Origin of the sequence: Acinetobacter sp. 148 (assembly GCF_031196675.1) — a bacterium.
In the GTDB taxonomy this organism is placed as follows: domain Bacteria; phylum Pseudomonadota; class Gammaproteobacteria; order Pseudomonadales; family Moraxellaceae; genus Acinetobacter; species Acinetobacter baumannii.
The window spans coordinates 169354-184960 of record NZ_JAVIMT010000085.1; the positions used below are offsets into that span (position 1 = coordinate 169354).

The following is a 15607-nucleotide window of genomic DNA, read 5'->3' on the forward strand; positions in this document are numbered from 1 at the left end:
CTGCTTACATGGTATAACTTGGGCGATCTAAAGACATACTACCAGCTAAAATCCGCTCAGCTTCAGCTTTATAGTAAATTCCTTTATCACCACTCAATTGAATTGCGAAACCTTGCGGTTTAAATCCACTTTGCTTATGTGAAATCCAAACTACTTTACCAGTTAAAGGAATTTTTTGTGATTGTTCTGGTAACGTAGCTAAAATAAAAATTTCCTGACCCATCTTCACTTTTTGCTTCGATGGTACAAACAAGCCCCCACCTTGTACATATCCCATATAACTTGCTTGCAATGTTGCTCTATCTGGAATATTGACCTGAATAATTCCACCCATTTGTGGTTGCATTAGTGTTCCCCTTAAACGTTCATTAATTTTATAAAAAGTTGATCTATGATGAGTTGTGTTTGTACATTCTGTTCAACTAATCTTTTAGATTGCTGTAATTCCTCATAAAGACTGAATAAGCTTTCTAAATTATAGTTTTGCGCTAATTGATCGAACTGTAAATCAATATTTTTCTGTGGTTGATTGAGCTTGACACAAATTAAATCCCCTAACAAGTATTCAAGAAGCATCATAAAATCACTAAAGTTGAGTTCTTTTTGCCATTTAGCCGAATAAAATAAAGGCATATTTTTTTGATTTACAACTTTAGTCCAATCTTCTAAAAAAGACTGTCTTTTAGCAAACCAATCACTAGTCGCAATTTCAACTGCTTGCAACGGCATATCATTAGAAAGGCCTAGCAATAATTCAGGTGGTACAGATGCTGTTTCCGCTAAATGTTCATTTAGATAAGATGTGGCTTCTGTATATGAAATACGGTCTAAAGCAAAATGCTGTAAGCGACTTCGAATGGTTGCCGGTAATTTCAAATAATGATCGGCCAACAAGATTAAAACGACGCGTTCACCTGGCTCTTCTAAGGTTTTTAGCAGCGCATTTGATGACGCAAGATTTAAAGCTTCAGCTGGCTCAATAACAACAACACGCCATCCCTCACCAGTTTGTTGTACAAATGGCAATAAATCTCGAATTTTTTCTATTTTAATTTTTGCATTCTGTTTTTTATTTTCTTCATCTGTCGTGATATGAACATAGTTTGGATGCGTATCTGATTTTAACCATTGACAGCTACTACATTCACCACAAGCACCTTGAGGTTGTTTATTTAAACAAAGTACCCACGCTAAGAAATGCTTAGCAAAAGCATGTTTACCACAACCTTGTTTACCATAAAATAATAAGCCATGCCCAATATTAGGAAAACGTGTTGTTAACGTTTCCCACATTGTCTGTTGCCACGGATAAACCTTAGAAGTCACATTCTGATTCATTAAATTAACGCTTACTCAAAAGACTCAACAGGCATATTATTTAAACGATCAAGATCTGCTTGAGTGTCAACACCTGGTGGTAAATTCGCTTCTGCTACAGCAATAGCAATACGGTGTCCATTTTCTAAAACACGCAATTGCTCAAGACTCTCGAGCTTTTCAAGTTTACCCATTTCCCATGTAACATATTCTTGTAATAAGCTCACACGATAAGCATATAAACCTAAATGACGAAATGCTTGGCTATGTAAAGTTGGTTCAGCTTGTTTAGCACTATCTCGATCATAAGGAATAGTTGCACGACTAAAATATAATGCTTCATTTTGTTTAGACATGACTACTTTTACGATACTATCACGCTGAAATTCATCCAACGCATGAATAGGCTCACATAATGTAGACATTGAACAGTTTGGCTTATCAACCAAAAGCTTTGCAACTTGCTGAACAAGCTGGGCTGGCAGTAATGGCTCATCGCCTTGTACATTTACAATAATGTCATCAGCATCCCATCCTTTAATACGAGCAACTTCACTTAAACGATCTGTTCCCGATGGATGGTCTGCACTTGTTAAAACAACATCAACGCCCTCTGCACGACATATTTCAGCGATACGTTCATCGTCCGTTGCTACACATAGGTCATCGAAACCTTCAACTTTTTTTGCTTGATCCACTACACGTAAAATCATAGGACGATCATGAATAAGTAACAATGGCTTACCTGGCAAACGAGAACTTGAGAAGCGTGCTGGAATGACGATATGTTTCATTTTTTCTTCCTAAGATATTTGAATATCAAGCTTTTGCAATTGCTGATTTAAAACCTGATAGCACTCTTCAGACAAAACAGCTTTAACTGGCACGACCCAAATAGGTCGTTTAAATTCTGGATGCTTTTTAAGTAATGGTAACAACTTAACTGCATCTTTTTCAGTTGTAATGATAGGTTGGTCATCATTAAATAGAAGGTCATCAATACTGTAATCATGATGATCACGAAAAGCATGCTCTTGAAATTGTTTCACCCCTAAACCTTTAAGTGTTTGGTAAAAGCGCTGAGGAAAACCAATACCGACTACTGCATGGTAATTATTTTGAATATTGAATGATAATTCAGTTGCCGAAGAAGGATTCAATAAGTAAGGCTGGCCTGCATCAAGATGCATATGCAATGTAGTTGTTGGTGTGAAAGTATGCTCAATTACCGTACTAGTTTTTAAACGTTCCACAGGTTCACGTAAATATCCCTCTGGTAATAACTTTCTATTTCCAAGGCCACGATTTTGATCAAGTACGATCCATTCTATTTGGCGACCTAATGCCCAATGTTGCAACCCATCATCACTAATAATTAAATCTAGTTTAGTCGATGCTAATAATAACTCGATTGCTACTTGTCTATTGGGTCCTACTACCATAGGTACGCCAGTTGACTGTACAATCAAAGCAGGTTCATCTCCTGCTTCAGCTGCTTGACTGGCCGATGTTACCAACATAGGAAAAGGGCCAGCTCCACCATAGCCTCTACTAATTACCCCTACCTTTACATCATGCTGCTTTAGATAATTGACCAGCTCTATTAATAATGGAGTTTTTCCACTTCCCCCCACCGTAATATTGCCAATTACCATGACCGGCACAGGTGCGGTATAAACTTTTTTAAAGCCTGAACTATAAAGATAACGATTTAGTAAAAACCCAGCACGATACAAGCAAGACAAAGGACGTAAAACAATCAACCAACTTGATTGCTTATTCCATGCATTTTGGATCAGCTGGGCTAAAGACATACTTAATGGTCCTCAAAATTACGCTGATGTAATTGATAATAAGCACCGTGCTTAGCAAGTAATTCTTGATGAGTACCTTGTTCAACAATTTGTCCGCGGTCCATCACAACAATACGATCCGCATTTTCAATGGTTGATAGACGGTGAGCAATCACAATCGTTGTACGATCTTGCATAGCTTCATCAAATGCTTGTTGAATAAAGTGTTCAGATTCATTATCAAGCGCACTTGTCGCCTCATCCAAAATGAGAATTGGGGCATTTTTCAAAATTGCACGAGCAATTGCAATACGTTGACGTTGACCACCCGATAAATTTAGACCTTGAGCACCCAAAACAGTATCGTAGCCATTTGGTAAGTTCATAATAAAGTCGTGGGCATAAGCAGCCTTTGCTGCAGCTATTACGTCTTCATCACTTGCATTATGTAACTGACCATAAGCAATGTTTTCACGTACAGTTCGGTTAAACAAAACAACTTGCTGATTTACCATTGCAATTTGTGTACGCAAACTTGAAAGCTCAATATCACGTATTGGCAAATCATCTAAATAAATTTGACCACTTGAGATTTCTTGGAAACGTACCAACATGTTCACTAAAGAAGTTTTACCAGCACCAGAGCGCCCTACCAATGCAACAGTTTCGCCTGGACGAATATCTAAAGAAAAGTCTTTAATCGCTTGCGTACTGTCAGCATAGTTAAGTACAACATGGTCAAAACGAATTGCACCTTGCAACTGCGGTTTAAGTTCACCACTATTTTGCTCTTCAGGTAAATCTAATAATTCAAAAACTGAGTGTGCAGCTGCTAAACCCCGCTGTAACTTTTCATTCACATCTGTCAAGTTTTTAACAGGCTTTGAAAGTAACCCTGCTGCCGTAATATATGCAACAAACTCACCAGCAGTTGTATTCCCTAAAATTTGTGGTCTTAATGCTAACCATACAATTAGAGCCATTGCACAAGCCATTACCACTTGAACAACAGGACTATTTAGGTTTTGCACAATCACCATTTTTAAACCACGTTTTAAGTTTTCTTCCGATGACTTATAGAAACGCTCTTGTTCTGACTCTTCACCAGCGAAACTTTTAACAACTGCATTACCATTAATACTTTCTTGCACTACATGGTTAACATCACCCATAGTGTCCTGAACTTGCATCGAAAGCTTGCGCATTCTTTTTGAAGCTTTACGCACCAAAATCCCAATTACAGGTAAGAACACCATAATACAAATTGTTAAACGCCAATTGGTATAGAACAAATAACCTAACAACCCCAATGTAATCATGCCATCTCGAACAATGGTTTTTAATGATTCAGATGAAGCAGCTGTAAGTTGCTCGACGTTATACATAATTTTGGCAGTAATATGACCCGAAGAGTTATCGAGATAATATTGAGCCGGCAGTCTTAGAAGTTTTGCATAAACTTCTTGGCGAATACTAAAAACCAAACTACGCGAGATCACAGCCGTATAGTACCCCCCCATAAATAGGCCAAGGCCACGGAAGAATACCAATAAAATGATTAATAAAGGGAACCAATCCAGATCCGCTCTACTCGCATTTTGAATTGCATCAATAATAAATTTAATGAGCTTAGCAACAGAAACCTCCGTTGCTGAGTTCATACCGAACCCGATAAGAACTAATAAGGCCACGCCCCAATAAGGTTTTAAATAGGATATGAGACGCAAATAAACCTTAAAATCTTGATTCACTCAGAAAAACCTCTAGAAGGAACTTTGGTACTAATATTGATGTTAACAAAACCGAGTTGTCCTGCTACATCCATAACACGAATAACATCCTGATGGGATGCTTTTGCATCAGCAGCAATGATAAACATAAAGTCACGTCGCTCTTGAGCAATTTGCTTAATTGCAGTGCTCAAATCAGCCACATCTTTGGTAGATAGCGCCTGACCATTCACGGCGTAATGTCCGCTAGAGTCTACCACGACTTCAATTTTACGATCGTACTGTTTTGGTGGAACACCTTGTGCATCTGGTAAAGTTAAATTGATGCGACTTGGCTGATTAAAAGTGGTAGATAACAATAAAAACACTAGAATGAACAATAAACAGTCAATCATAGGTGTTAGATTGATATGAATGTCTTCAACCTGAGAACGTTTAAACTTCATATTGCGATCTACCCATCAACCAACGCGGCGATGTTCTTGCATGACTGAAGAACGTTTGTAAAACAATGAGGCATGAAATAGCGTAGATTGTTGCTCTAACTCAGCAATATAATCTTGCACTACTCTTTGAAAATATCGATAGGAAATAAGTGCAGGAATTGCAATGAGCATACCAACTGCTGTTGTGATCAAAGCCTTGGAAATACCGGGAATCATTAAACTAGGACTACCTGCCGAACCAAAATCAATAACCAAAAAAGACTCAATAATTCCCACAACTGTTCCAAGCAGCCCTAGTAGAGGCGCTATAGCACTTAAGGTCCCTAAGAAGTTAATATTTTTTTCTAAATAAGAAATTTCTTGAGAAGCCATAGCTTCCATTTGTGCTCGAGCAAATTGTTCGCCATGTTCCTGATGCTCAAAACCAGCTTTTAGAATATTGCCCAATGCCGTGCTTTGCGCATTAGTATCCTGTTCCAAATTTGTTATGACAACAGAAATATCTGCACTGCCATCATTCATTAGTACTTTAGGTAAAACTTGTGAACGTCTTAAACGTACAAAACGCTCAATACTAATTGCGACGGTTAAAATTGAACACAAAATTAAAGGCAGCATTAACCAGCCGCCCGCTTTCACAAGTTCCCACATATTTTCTTCCCCAAGAATATAAATTAGAAATATATGACCTAACTTAGAATTAATCTGGTAAACAAATATTCAAAATACCATCTAACTCATCGAGTGAATGATAGTGAATAACAAGCTTACCTTTACCTTTCTGGTTATGATCAATTTTAACATTGGCACCAAAACGTTCTGATAATTTCTGAGTTAGTTGCTCAATGTCTGGTGCAACAGGAGCTTTTTCCTTTTCCTGTTTAGGCTCGTTCCAATCGCGTACTAACTGCTCAGTCTGACGAACAGATAATCCTTTTTCAATTACAATTTTTGCAACTTCAAGTTGTTCTTTGCCCTTTAAAGTTAAGATGGCACGAGCATGCCCCATATCAAGCTGGCCTTGCTGCATAAATTCTTTAATGTCATCAGCCAAGCTCAACAGACGTAATAGATTACTTACCGTTGTTCTTGCTTTACCGACTGTATCAGCAATTTCTTGATGGCTTAAACCGAATTCATCATGGAATCGTTGTAGCGCTAACGCTTGATCAATCGGGTTTAAATCTTGACGTTGAATATTTTCAATAAGTGCTAAAGCAATAGCAACCTGATCATTTAAATCACGAACAATTGCAGGGATTTCCGTTAATCCAGCAATTTGAGCTGCGCGCCAACGACGCTCACCTGCAATAATTTCGTAAGGATGAGCTTCATCATCTACAGGACGAATAACAATTGGCTGCATTACCCCATGTTTTTCAATAGAGGATGCCAACTCTTGCAAATCATGCTCATGAATAAAACGACGTGGTTGATATTCACCTCGTTTCAACAACTTCACATCAATTTGCTTTAACTGACCATGATCAAGCGCTTGAGCTTCTAGTTGTAATTTTTCTTTTTGAATTGAACCAAGTAATGCATCTAAACCACGACCTTTCGCCAATCCGCGTTTTTTGATGCTCATACTTTACTTCCTTTCTTCACTTTACTTTTCTTTAACATCTCAGCCGCAAGATTTAAGTATGCAACTGCACCTTTCGAACTTTTTTCAAAATAAATTACTGGCAAACCATGTGCTGGAGCTTCAGCCAAACGAACATTACGTGGAATCACAGTGTCGTAGAGTTTCTTACCAAAATATTGTTCCAACTCAGCAGATACATCGCGAGTTAAGGCATTACGCGCATCATACATGGTGCGTAAAACACCAATAATTTCCAAATCTGGATTTAACGCTTTTTGAATACGATCGATCGTTTGAGTTAAATCTGCCAAACCTTCTAATGCATAGTACTCGCATTGCATTGGAATGATTACACCATCTACTGCAGCTAAAGCATTCACGGTAATTAAACTTAAGCTAGGCGCACAATCAACAATAATGTAATCGAATGAGTCCCGGATTTCATTCAAAGCATTCTTTAAAATGAACTCACGACCTTCTTGCTCTGCAATGGCAAGCTCGACACCAGAAAGTTCACGGTTTGAACCCAAAACTTTATATCCAACCTCAGCTTTTTGAATTGCCGTTTCGATTGGCACTTCACCCAATAACACATCCGTAATTGAGTAAAGTAGATCATTCTTTTGAATACCAGACCCCATCGTAGCATTACCTTGCGAATCTATATCGACAAGTAGCACACGTTTTTTCAATACAGCTAGTGACGCTGCAAGATTTACTGCAGTCGTTGTTTTACCAACACCACCCTTTTGGTTTGCAATCGCAATAATTTGAGCCATGGTAACCCTAATACTTTTTATTTAAATTCGTTGAAGTAAAAGTAAATGACGTTGTTCATCAAGTCTCGGTACATGCAGTTCAATCACTTTACATGAAAATTCCTGCTTAAGCTCTTCCATTTCTTCAACTGGAATCAGTCCTTTCATCGCGGCAATTATACTCTGCTCATGTAAATATGGACGCGCAGCCTTAACAAAATCTGTTAATGATGCAAATGCACGACTTGTTATTACATCAAATTGGCCAAGTTCATCAATTGTATCTTGATTTTCAACACGCGTTTGCACAGCTATTACGTTTTTAAGCTTAAGGTCAGCAATAAACTGTTTCAAAAAACGAATTTTCTTACCATTTGAATCAAGCAATACACAAGAGCGTTCTGGCTGACATAAAGCAATGATCATGCCTGGCATGCCACCACCTGTGCCTACATCGAGCAAACGACCTGCTGGCAAATCTTTCAAAATACTTAGGCTATCCAACAAATGCTTCACTAACATTTCTTTTGGATCACGAATCGCTGTTAGATTATAAGCTTTGTTCCAAAGTACCAAAGCATCTTGATACTTCAACAATAATGTCAAAGCTTCATCGCTAAGCGATAAACCTAATTTTTGACTACCCTGTTGTAACTCTTGAAAAAACGGATGCATAAACAGATAACATCTAAGTAAAATTTAAAACAAAGTATACCCATTTATGCATCGTGGAACACTAGTTAACGATTAGGGATTACGCAGTTAATCGTAGAAGCCTTCACGAATTTGCAAATCTAGCTCCATTAAACGCTCAGGCGTTCCCACATCTACCCATGCACCTTTAAGCTTTTCACCAGATATTTTTTGATTGTGCATCGCTTGCTTCAACAATGGGGCTAAAGGACGCTTACCAGCTTCCAATCCATCAAAAAGCTTAGGATGGATAACAGATACACCACTAAAAGTGAGGTTCTCGCCCTTCACATCTTGATCAAACGCAAAAGCGCGTCCATTTAATAATGTAAAGTCGCCTTCGGGATGCTGTTTAGGATTATCAACTAATACAAGATGTGCCAAATCATCATTTAACTTAATATGGCGTAGGGCTTCAAAATCCATTGTAGTCCATACATCTCCATTCACCAGAATGAAAGGATCTGTTCCAAGCAGTGGCAAAGCATTAATAACTCCACCAGCGGTTTCCAGCCCTTCTTCTTCTCGTGTCCAACGGATATCCACACCAAATTGAGAGCCATCTCCCAAGCTACTGATGAGTTTATCGGCCAACCACGCAGAATTTATGACTATTTCGGTCACACCAATTTTCTTAAGTTTTTCAATATGCCACACAATAAGTGGCTTACCACCTACCTCAAGCAGAGGCTTTGGTGTATATAGTGTGAGTGGACGCATACGATTGCCCAAGCCAGCAGCTAGAATCATTGCTTTCATTATGCTGCAACCTCATAAGGGCCATATTTTTCAATAAATTTAGGCATTACTGAACTGTGAATAAACGCCATGAAGTCATCAAGCTCATGATAGCCGCGGCTCTCTTCAAGTAAATACCACATGACTCGTGGTAAATCTTTCAAATAACCAGACTTACCATCTCGCTCGAACAAACGGACAAAGATACCTAAAATTTTGATATGGCGTTGAATTGCCATTAAATCAGCATCACGTTTAAATTGGTCAAAGCTTCGGTTTTGTCTAGCAGATGCTGGTAAAAGCTCATAGAACACTTTAAACCATTGATAAACACGCTCAGCATTCCACTGCACGTATGCATCACGTGTAATCGAGATCAAATCATACGTATCAGCACCAATAACCGCGTCTTGGAAGTCAATTACTCCCAACTCTTCTTCATTAGCAATTTTCATTAAATTACGGCTATGAAAATCACGATGTACAATAACTTGCGGTTGAGCTAATGCTGCCTGAGCCAAGAAATCAAATGCATCATCAATAGTTTTCTTTTGCTCAACTGTTGGATGGATATCGAGTGACGGTAACATCCAATCTGTTAACAACTGCATTTCCGATAAGAGCTTTTCATAAGAATAAGCCGGGAAGTGTTCAGCGCCATTAATCGATTGCAAATGAATAAGCTGTTTAAAGCTCTGCTCATAATATTGATCAACTGTTTCATCATTTAACAATGTAGACAGCAGCACATCACCAAAGTCTTCTAACAATAAAAAACCTTGATTTAAATCTTTTGCAACGATCTGAGGTACCCGAACCCCATGCCCTGCAAAAAACTCGTCAATGGTCACAAACGGAACACAGTCTTCTTTTTCAGGAGGTGCATCCATAAGCATATACGTTTTATTTTGTAACTGGATGCGAGCATAACGTCGAAAGCTTGCATCCCCTGCTAAATAAGCGATCTGAAATTGATCATTTTCAAGAACAGATGTAAGCCATGTATGTATCAATTGTTCACGTTGTGTATTCATTTGCAATAAAATCTAAAACAAGCTGAGATTTTTGAAGGGTTAAGTGTAGCCACTTATAAACTTTTTCTCTATGATGCGACAATAATTAATTGTGAATTAGCATACTTGGTTAATGAGACAATGAAGCATCAGTTTAAATTTAATCCTTTAGCGACCGCTATTTTTACGCTCTTATGTAGTGGCTCCATACAATCAAGTTATGCTGAGTCAGCTGGTGTTGTCTCCAACATAGACAATAATCAACTTAAGGCGAGTATTAAAGAAGCCTATCCAGGGCAGGAATTCTTTCAACAATATTATGTTGATAAATCTGCTCCTGAGGCGCAATTGCGCAATAATAAATATTTGAGTTCAGCATTCTGCCAAGGAACTTGGATTACACCAATTAATCCTGAAACTAAAGCGTTAGATGCAGATAAGGCTACTTCAGTTGTAACGGCTGATTATGGGCACTACAACCCTGCCGGCGACTCTGTGTTGGAAGGAAACGTGGTGATAGATCAGGAAGGCCGTACAGTTCGTGCCGATAAAGTCACCATCGATAAAACTCAAACATTTGCACATGCACAAGGCCGAGTACAATTAGCTCAAGGCGGCTTACTCTCTCAAAGTGATGAAATTGATTACAATCTAAAGACTCAAACCGGAAATTTAGATAATAGTTTTTATATTTCTGAACAACAACATGCCCATGGTCATGCTGGGAAGATCGAGAGAACCTCTCCGAATGTAATGGTTCTCAATGATGCGACTTACACAACCTGTCCGCCAGGCCAGAAACCAGGTTGGAAAATTCAAGCCAACAAAATTGAGTTGAACCAAGAAACTGGGCGCGGTGTTACGCGCGGAACAAAACTATATGTAAAAGATGTTCCAGTTCTAGCAGTTCCCTACTTTAACTTCCCGATTGATGACCGCCGTACTACAGGTATCCTCAACCCACAATTTGGTTTCTCAAACGATGGTGGTATTGAACTTTCGGTTCCTGTTTATTTAAACCTTGCGCCTAATTACGATGCAACAATTACGCCACGTTACTTAGCAGATCGTGGGGCAATGTTACAAGGTGAATTCCGATATTTGACGGATGGGTTTGGTGCCGGACAGATTTGGGGCGGCATTTTGCCATCTGATAAAGAATATGATGATAAAGACCGTAAAGATTTCCATTTTTTACATAATTGGGATATCAACGACCAATGGTCTACCAACCTTGAATATAACTACGCATCAGATAAAGACTATTTCTCTGATTTAGATAGTAGCCCTAACTCTAAAACAGATCTTAACTTGCGTAGAGCTTGGGAACTTAACTATCAGCATGGTATACCAGGGTTAAAAGCTCAGCTTAAGGTCGAAGACTTCCAGACCCTTGACCCAGAAGTAAAAGACGTCAATAAACCATACGCCCGCTTACCTCAATTTTTATTAAATTATGTCACTGGTAATCCACTAGGACTACAATACGAATTTAATAACGATACTGCTTATTTTAAGAAATCAATTAACGATGATTCTGCACAAGAAAGTAGCGGTACGCGTATTTATAACCAGTTTGCAACACGTTATAACTATCGAACACCAGCAGCCTTTGTAATTCCTGAGGTTTCTGTACGTTCTATTCAAACCTTCTATGACAAGGACAGTATCGCCTCTCAAGGTTTAGATGGCGGTTCTGAAAACAAATCAGTCGTTGTGCCACAATTTACATTGGACACTGGATTGAATTTTGAGCGTGAGGGCAAATATTTACAAACACTTACACCACGCGCCTTCTATGCCTATGCGCCATACAAAAATCAAGATGGCTACCCAAACTTTGACTCAACCACTGCGTCAATTAGTTACGATCAGTTATTTAACCCTTACCGCTTCTATGGACATGACCGCCTTGAAGACAATAACTTTTTATCGTTAGGTGTAAGCTATAGTCTTTTTGACACAGTAGGCTTAGAGCGTTTACGCGCAAGTGTGGGCCAAAGCTATTATTTTGAAGATCGCCGCGTCACCTTGAAACAACAAGATGAAATTGATACTGAACGTAATACAGGTCCTGTTGTTAGCTTATCAAGTCAACTTAATCAAAACTTTACCATTGCTGCCAACTCGGCATGGATGTCAAATGGTGATAATGCACAGCGTGATTTTCAACTTTACTATACAGGCGATAAAGGAAATCTATATAACTTAGGCTATTTCTATCGTAAAGATATTCCTGGTCGTCAAGACACTTATGACCAAGTTGTTGCATCGTTTATACAACCAATTAAAGACAATTGGCGTATTATGGGGCACGTACAATATGACATGGACAATGATGTTGCCCGTGAATTATTACTAGGTGTTAATTATGAATCGTGTTGCTGGGGCATTTCTGTCTATGGCCGTTCATACTATAACGATCTAGACGATCCAAAATCTCCAGATGTTAGTGAAAAGCGCGCGATCATGGCCGAAATTACACTCAAAGGTTTAGGTGGTTTAAACAATAAACTCGCGTCTTTACTTGAAAATCGCGTTTTAGGTTTTAACAAAATTAATCAATCTTGGACACAACGTTAATGAAGACAAAACATCTTAAACAGTTTTTTAAAGCGACAACCCTTGCTGTATTAATATCTTCATCAATGCATAGTTTTGCCCAACCTACTGATGAAGTTGTGGCAATTGTGGACAATAGCGTAATTTTAAAAAGTGACCTTGAACAAGGAATGGCTGAAGCAGCTCACGAATTGCAAGCACAAAAAAAAGAAGTTCCACCTCAACAATACTTACAATTTCAAGTATTAGACCAGCTCATCTTACGTCAAGCACAACTTGAACAAGTTAAAAAATATGGCATCAAACCTGATGAGAAAAGTCTAAATGAGGCTGTACTTAAAGTTGCAAGTCAATCAGGTAGCAAAAGCCTAGAAGCCTTTCAACAAAAATTAGATGCGATTGCACCTGGAACTTATGAAAACTTACGTAGCCGTATTGCTGAAGATTTAGCAATTAATCGTCTGCGTCAACAGCAAGTTATGTCTCGCATTAAAATCAGTGATCAAGATGTAGATAACTTCTTGAAGTCACCACAAGGACAAGCTGCTTTAGGTAATCAAGCCCATGTGATTCATATGCGAATTTCCGGAGACAACCCTCAAGAAGTTCAAAATGTAGCAAAAGAAGTTCGTTCACAACTTGCTCAAAGCAATGATTTAAACGCTCTTAAAAAGCTTTCAACTGCGACTGTAAAAGTTGAAGGTGCAGATATGGGATTCCGTCCTCTTTCTGATATACCGGCTGAACTTGCTGCTCGTATTACTCCACTGCAAGACGGTCAAACAACTGACTTAATTTCTGTACGCGATGGTGTACATGTTCTAAAACTTTTAGAACGTAAGCAAAATGAACAGAAAGCATTAGTACCGCAATATCAGACACGCCATATTCTTATTCAACCTTCCGAAGTGGTAAGCCCTGAAAATGCGAAACAAATAATTGATAACATTTACAAGCGATTAAAAGCGGGTGAAGATTTCGCTACTCTTGCTGCAACTTATTCAAACGATACAGGTTCAGCACGTGATGGCGGCAGTCTAGGTTGGGTTACGCCAGGTATGATGGTTCCTGAGTTTGATAAAAAAATGCAGGAAATTCCTGTAGGTGAAATTAGTGAACCTTTCCAAACTCAATTCGGCTGGCATATCTTACAAGTGACAGACAAACGCGAAAAAGATATGACACATGAATATCAAGAGCGTATGGCACGTCAAATTTTAGGTGAGCGTCAATTTAACACTGAAATTGATAGCTGGTTGCGTGAAGTACGTGCAAATGCTTATGTAGAAATTAAAGATCCAAGCCTCGACAAAAAGAACTTACAAAAATAAGTTAATCTTTTGTCGTTAAAACCTGTGTTGATCACAGGTTTTTTTATAAAAAAACTCAGCCAATAAAAAACCGGTTATATAAATAACCGGTTTCTATAAATCAAACCCTAACGGGAATTATTTATAACGATCAACCATTTTCTCTAAAGAAATTGGGCGAATCTTGTCAGCATTACCAGCTGTACCGAAAGCTTCATAACGATCGATACAAATTTGTTTCATTGAATCGACAGTTTTAGCGAAATACTTACGTGGGTCAAATTCAGCTGGGTTTTCCGCCATGAAACGACGAATTGCACCTGTTGAAGCTAAACGCAAGTCAGTATCGATATTGATTTTACGTACACCATGTTTAATCGCTTCTACAAGCTGTTCAACTGGTACACCATAAGTCTCACCAATATTACCACCAAACTCGTTAATTACTTTTAACCATTCTTGTGGTACAGAGCTTGAACCGTGCATTACAAGGTGAGTATTTGGCAATGCCGCATGAATTTCTTTAATACGGTCAATTGCTAAAATATCCCCTGTAGGTGGACGTGTAAATTTATAAGCACCGTGTGAAGTACCTACAGCAATTGCTAAAGCATCAACATTTGTATCAGCAACGAATTGTTTTGCTTCTTCAACAGAGGTTAAAAGCTGAGAATGGTCAAGTACACCTTCTGCACCCACACCGTCTTCTTCTCCAGCCATACCTGTTTCAAGGCTACCTAAGCAACCGATCTCACCTTCAACAGATACACCACAAGCATGAGCCATTGCTACCACTTGACGAGTTACATCTACGTTGTAATCGTAAGTTGTAGGAGTTTTACCATCAGCGCCTAATGAACCGTCCATCATCACTGAGCTAAAACCAAGTTGAATAGAACGTTGGCATACATCAGGGCTTGTACCATGGTCTTGGTGCATTACCACTGGAATGTGTGGCCATTCTTCAATTGCAGCCAAAATAAGATGGCGTAAGAATGGAGCGCCTGCATATTTGCGAGCTCCAGCAGATGCCTGAACAATTACAGGTGAATTGGTAGCATCTGCGGCAAGCATAATTGCACGCATTTGTTCTAAGTTATTTACGTTAAATGCTGGTACGCCGTAGTTATGTTCCGCAGCGTGATCCAAGAGCTGGCGCATTGAAATGAGTGCCATAATATCCTCCCAGGTAGTGCGGCTTATTCTACCTTGTCATTTATTTCAATTCAGCAACAAATCACAGTATTTCAAAAAAAATCCCTGCATTTGCAGGGAATTTTTAACAAAAAACAACAAATTAATGCGTTTCTGAAGCAGCCGACTCGCTAGCCGTACTACCTTCAACCACATCTGTATTCTTTTCATCTAAAACTGGCTTATCAAGCGCATCGATTGCAGCTTGTTGTTCAGGAGTTACTTTGTCAGCAACAGCTGTAGATGCCGCATCCTGGCCTGCTTGAGTCGCCTCTTCTTTTTTCGCACAAGCAGTCAACATCATTGGGACAATTAACAAAGCAGCAAAGGTAAGTTTTAAATTCATCACTATTTTCCACAATTGGTGATTTAGTACTCATTATATTATTTCAGGAATATGACAATTTAATGACTTATCAATGAAAAAGGGATTGATAACTCAATCCCTTCTTATTTCAATATAAC

Annotated in this window: 16 protein-coding genes; 2 read left to right on the top strand and 14 right to left on the bottom strand. The window is 38.7% G+C overall.

The features are described from left to right. Positions 1-4: 4 nt before the first annotated feature. From RFX69_RS16165 to RFX69_RS16220, 12 genes are all read right to left on the bottom strand, one after another. Complete coding sequence (locus tag RFX69_RS16165; protein ID WP_001183024.1) at positions 5-346, bottom strand: PilZ domain-containing protein; 342 nt, start codon at positions 344-346, stop codon at positions 5-7. An 11-nt stretch (positions 347-357) separates the two neighbouring features. After that, a complete protein-coding gene (locus RFX69_RS16170) occupies positions 358-1338 on the bottom strand; it encodes a DNA polymerase III subunit delta' (RefSeq protein ID WP_001075416.1) in 981 nt (326 codons plus the stop codon). 11 nt (positions 1339-1349) lie between these two features. Then, positions 1350-2111, bottom strand: coding sequence for a 3-deoxy-manno-octulosonate cytidylyltransferase (gene kdsB, locus RFX69_RS16175; protein ID WP_000680697.1), 762 nt, complete (start codon positions 2109-2111; stop codon positions 1350-1352). 9 nt (positions 2112-2120) lie between these two features. Next, positions 2121-3131: a tetraacyldisaccharide 4'-kinase gene (gene lpxK / locus RFX69_RS16180; RefSeq protein WP_289332450.1), complete on the bottom strand. Its 1011-nt coding sequence runs from the start codon at positions 3129-3131 to the stop codon at positions 2121-2123. 2 nt (positions 3132-3133) lie between these two features. Further along, entirely contained in the window at positions 3134-4861 is a 1728-nt protein-coding gene (msbA, locus tag RFX69_RS16185) for a lipid A export permease/ATP-binding protein MsbA (RefSeq protein ID WP_005128798.1), read from the bottom strand. Continuing rightward, positions 4858-5286, bottom strand: coding sequence for a biopolymer transporter ExbD (locus RFX69_RS16190; protein ID WP_215763528.1), 429 nt, complete (start codon positions 5284-5286; stop codon positions 4858-4860). The genes msbA and RFX69_RS16190 overlap by 4 nt, the downstream gene beginning before the upstream one ends. A gap of 15 nt (positions 5287-5301) precedes the next feature. After that, positions 5302-5937 carry a MotA/TolQ/ExbB proton channel family protein gene (locus tag RFX69_RS16195; RefSeq protein WP_000264037.1) on the bottom strand — a complete coding sequence of 212 codons (636 nt, stop codon included), beginning with the start codon at positions 5935-5937 and terminating at the stop codon, positions 5302-5304. A gap of 49 nt (positions 5938-5986) precedes the next feature. Next, positions 5987-6874 (bottom strand): ParB/RepB/Spo0J family partition protein, encoded by an 888-nt coding sequence (locus RFX69_RS16200; protein WP_000023429.1) that lies wholly within the window; start codon positions 6872-6874, stop codon positions 5987-5989. Next, positions 6871-7653: a ParA family protein gene (locus RFX69_RS16205; protein ID WP_000057212.1), complete on the bottom strand. Its 783-nt coding sequence runs from the start codon at positions 7651-7653 to the stop codon at positions 6871-6873. Before RFX69_RS16205 ends, RFX69_RS16200 begins: the two co-directional genes overlap by 4 nt. 21 nt (positions 7654-7674) lie before the next feature. Continuing rightward, on the bottom strand, positions 7675-8307 hold the full coding sequence (gene rsmG / locus RFX69_RS16210) for a 16S rRNA (guanine(527)-N(7))-methyltransferase RsmG (protein ID WP_215763527.1): 633 nt from the start codon (positions 8305-8307) through the stop codon (positions 7675-7677). 87 nt (positions 8308-8394) lie between these two features. Beyond that, positions 8395-9084, bottom strand: coding sequence for an N-acetylmuramate alpha-1-phosphate uridylyltransferase MurU (gene murU, locus RFX69_RS16215; RefSeq protein ID WP_005111008.1), 690 nt, complete (start codon positions 9082-9084; stop codon positions 8395-8397). After that, the gene (locus RFX69_RS16220; protein WP_005111009.1) at positions 9084-10097 is read right to left on the bottom strand and encodes an aminoglycoside phosphotransferase family protein; all 1014 of its coding nucleotides are present in this window, start codon (positions 10095-10097) and stop codon (positions 9084-9086) included. Before RFX69_RS16220 ends, murU begins: the two co-directional genes overlap by 1 nt. Before the next feature lie 120 nt (positions 10098-10217). Here RFX69_RS16220 and RFX69_RS16225 point away from each other — a divergent pair, with 120 nt between their 5' ends. Then, positions 10218-12659 carry an LPS-assembly protein LptD gene (locus tag RFX69_RS16225; RefSeq protein ID WP_000682630.1) on the top strand — a complete coding sequence of 814 codons (2442 nt, stop codon included), beginning with the start codon at positions 10218-10220 and terminating at the stop codon, positions 12657-12659. Then, positions 12659-13969 (top strand): peptidylprolyl isomerase, encoded by a 1311-nt coding sequence (locus RFX69_RS16230; RefSeq protein WP_215763526.1) that lies wholly within the window; start codon positions 12659-12661, stop codon positions 13967-13969. The genes RFX69_RS16225 and RFX69_RS16230 overlap by 1 nt, the downstream gene beginning before the upstream one ends. Before the next feature lie 117 nt (positions 13970-14086). Here the strand turns inward: RFX69_RS16230 and fba are convergent, their stop codons facing one another. Together fba and RFX69_RS16240 are read right to left on the bottom strand one after the other, a co-directional pair. Next, complete coding sequence (gene fba / locus RFX69_RS16235) at positions 14087-15124, bottom strand: class II fructose-bisphosphate aldolase (RefSeq protein WP_001174011.1); 1038 nt, start codon at positions 15122-15124, stop codon at positions 14087-14089. A 121-nt stretch (positions 15125-15245) separates the two neighbouring features. After that, entirely contained in the window at positions 15246-15488 is a 243-nt protein-coding gene (locus RFX69_RS16240) for a hypothetical protein (RefSeq protein ID WP_001049825.1), read from the bottom strand. Between the last annotated feature and the right edge of the window lie 119 nt (positions 15489-15607).

Coding starts and splice junctions, on each gene's coding strand:
- RFX69_RS16200 (WP_000023429.1), bottom strand. CDS start 6,874: ATGAGCATCAAAAAACGCGGATTGGCGAAAGGTCGTGGTTTAGATGCA.
- fba (WP_001174011.1), bottom strand. CDS start 15,124: ATGGCACTCATTTCAATGCGCCAGCTCTTGGATCACGCTGCGGAACAT.
- rsmG (WP_215763527.1), bottom strand. CDS start 8,307: ATGCATCCGTTTTTTCAAGAGTTACAACAGGGTAGTCAAAAATTAGGT.
- RFX69_RS16190 (WP_215763528.1), bottom strand. CDS start 5,286: ATGAAGTTTAAACGTTCTCAGGTTGAAGACATTCATATCAATCTAACA.
- RFX69_RS16170 (WP_001075416.1), bottom strand. CDS start 1,338: ATGAATCAGAATGTGACTTCTAAGGTTTATCCGTGGCAACAGACAATG.
- RFX69_RS16240 (WP_001049825.1), bottom strand. CDS start 15,488: ATGAATTTAAAACTTACCTTTGCTGCTTTGTTAATTGTCCCAATGATG.
- RFX69_RS16205 (WP_000057212.1), bottom strand. CDS start 7,653: ATGGCTCAAATTATTGCGATTGCAAACCAAAAGGGTGGTGTTGGTAAA.
- RFX69_RS16195 (WP_000264037.1), bottom strand. CDS start 5,937: ATGTGGGAACTTGTGAAAGCGGGCGGCTGGTTAATGCTGCCTTTAATT.
- murU (WP_005111008.1), bottom strand. CDS start 9,084: ATGAAAGCAATGATTCTAGCTGCTGGCTTGGGCAATCGTATGCGTCCA.
- RFX69_RS16225 (WP_000682630.1), top strand. CDS start 10,218: ATGAAGCATCAGTTTAAATTTAATCCTTTAGCGACCGCTATTTTTACG.
- kdsB (WP_000680697.1), bottom strand. CDS start 2,111: ATGAAACATATCGTCATTCCAGCACGCTTCTCAAGTTCTCGTTTGCCA.
- RFX69_RS16165 (WP_001183024.1), bottom strand. CDS start 346: ATGCAACCACAAATGGGTGGAATTATTCAGGTCAATATTCCAGATAGA.
- RFX69_RS16230 (WP_215763526.1), top strand. CDS start 12,659: ATGAAGACAAAACATCTTAAACAGTTTTTTAAAGCGACAACCCTTGCT.
- lpxK (WP_289332450.1), bottom strand. CDS start 3,131: ATGTCTTTAGCCCAGCTGATCCAAAATGCATGGAATAAGCAATCAAGT.
- RFX69_RS16220 (WP_005111009.1), bottom strand. CDS start 10,097: ATGAATACACAACGTGAACAATTGATACATACATGGCTTACATCTGTT.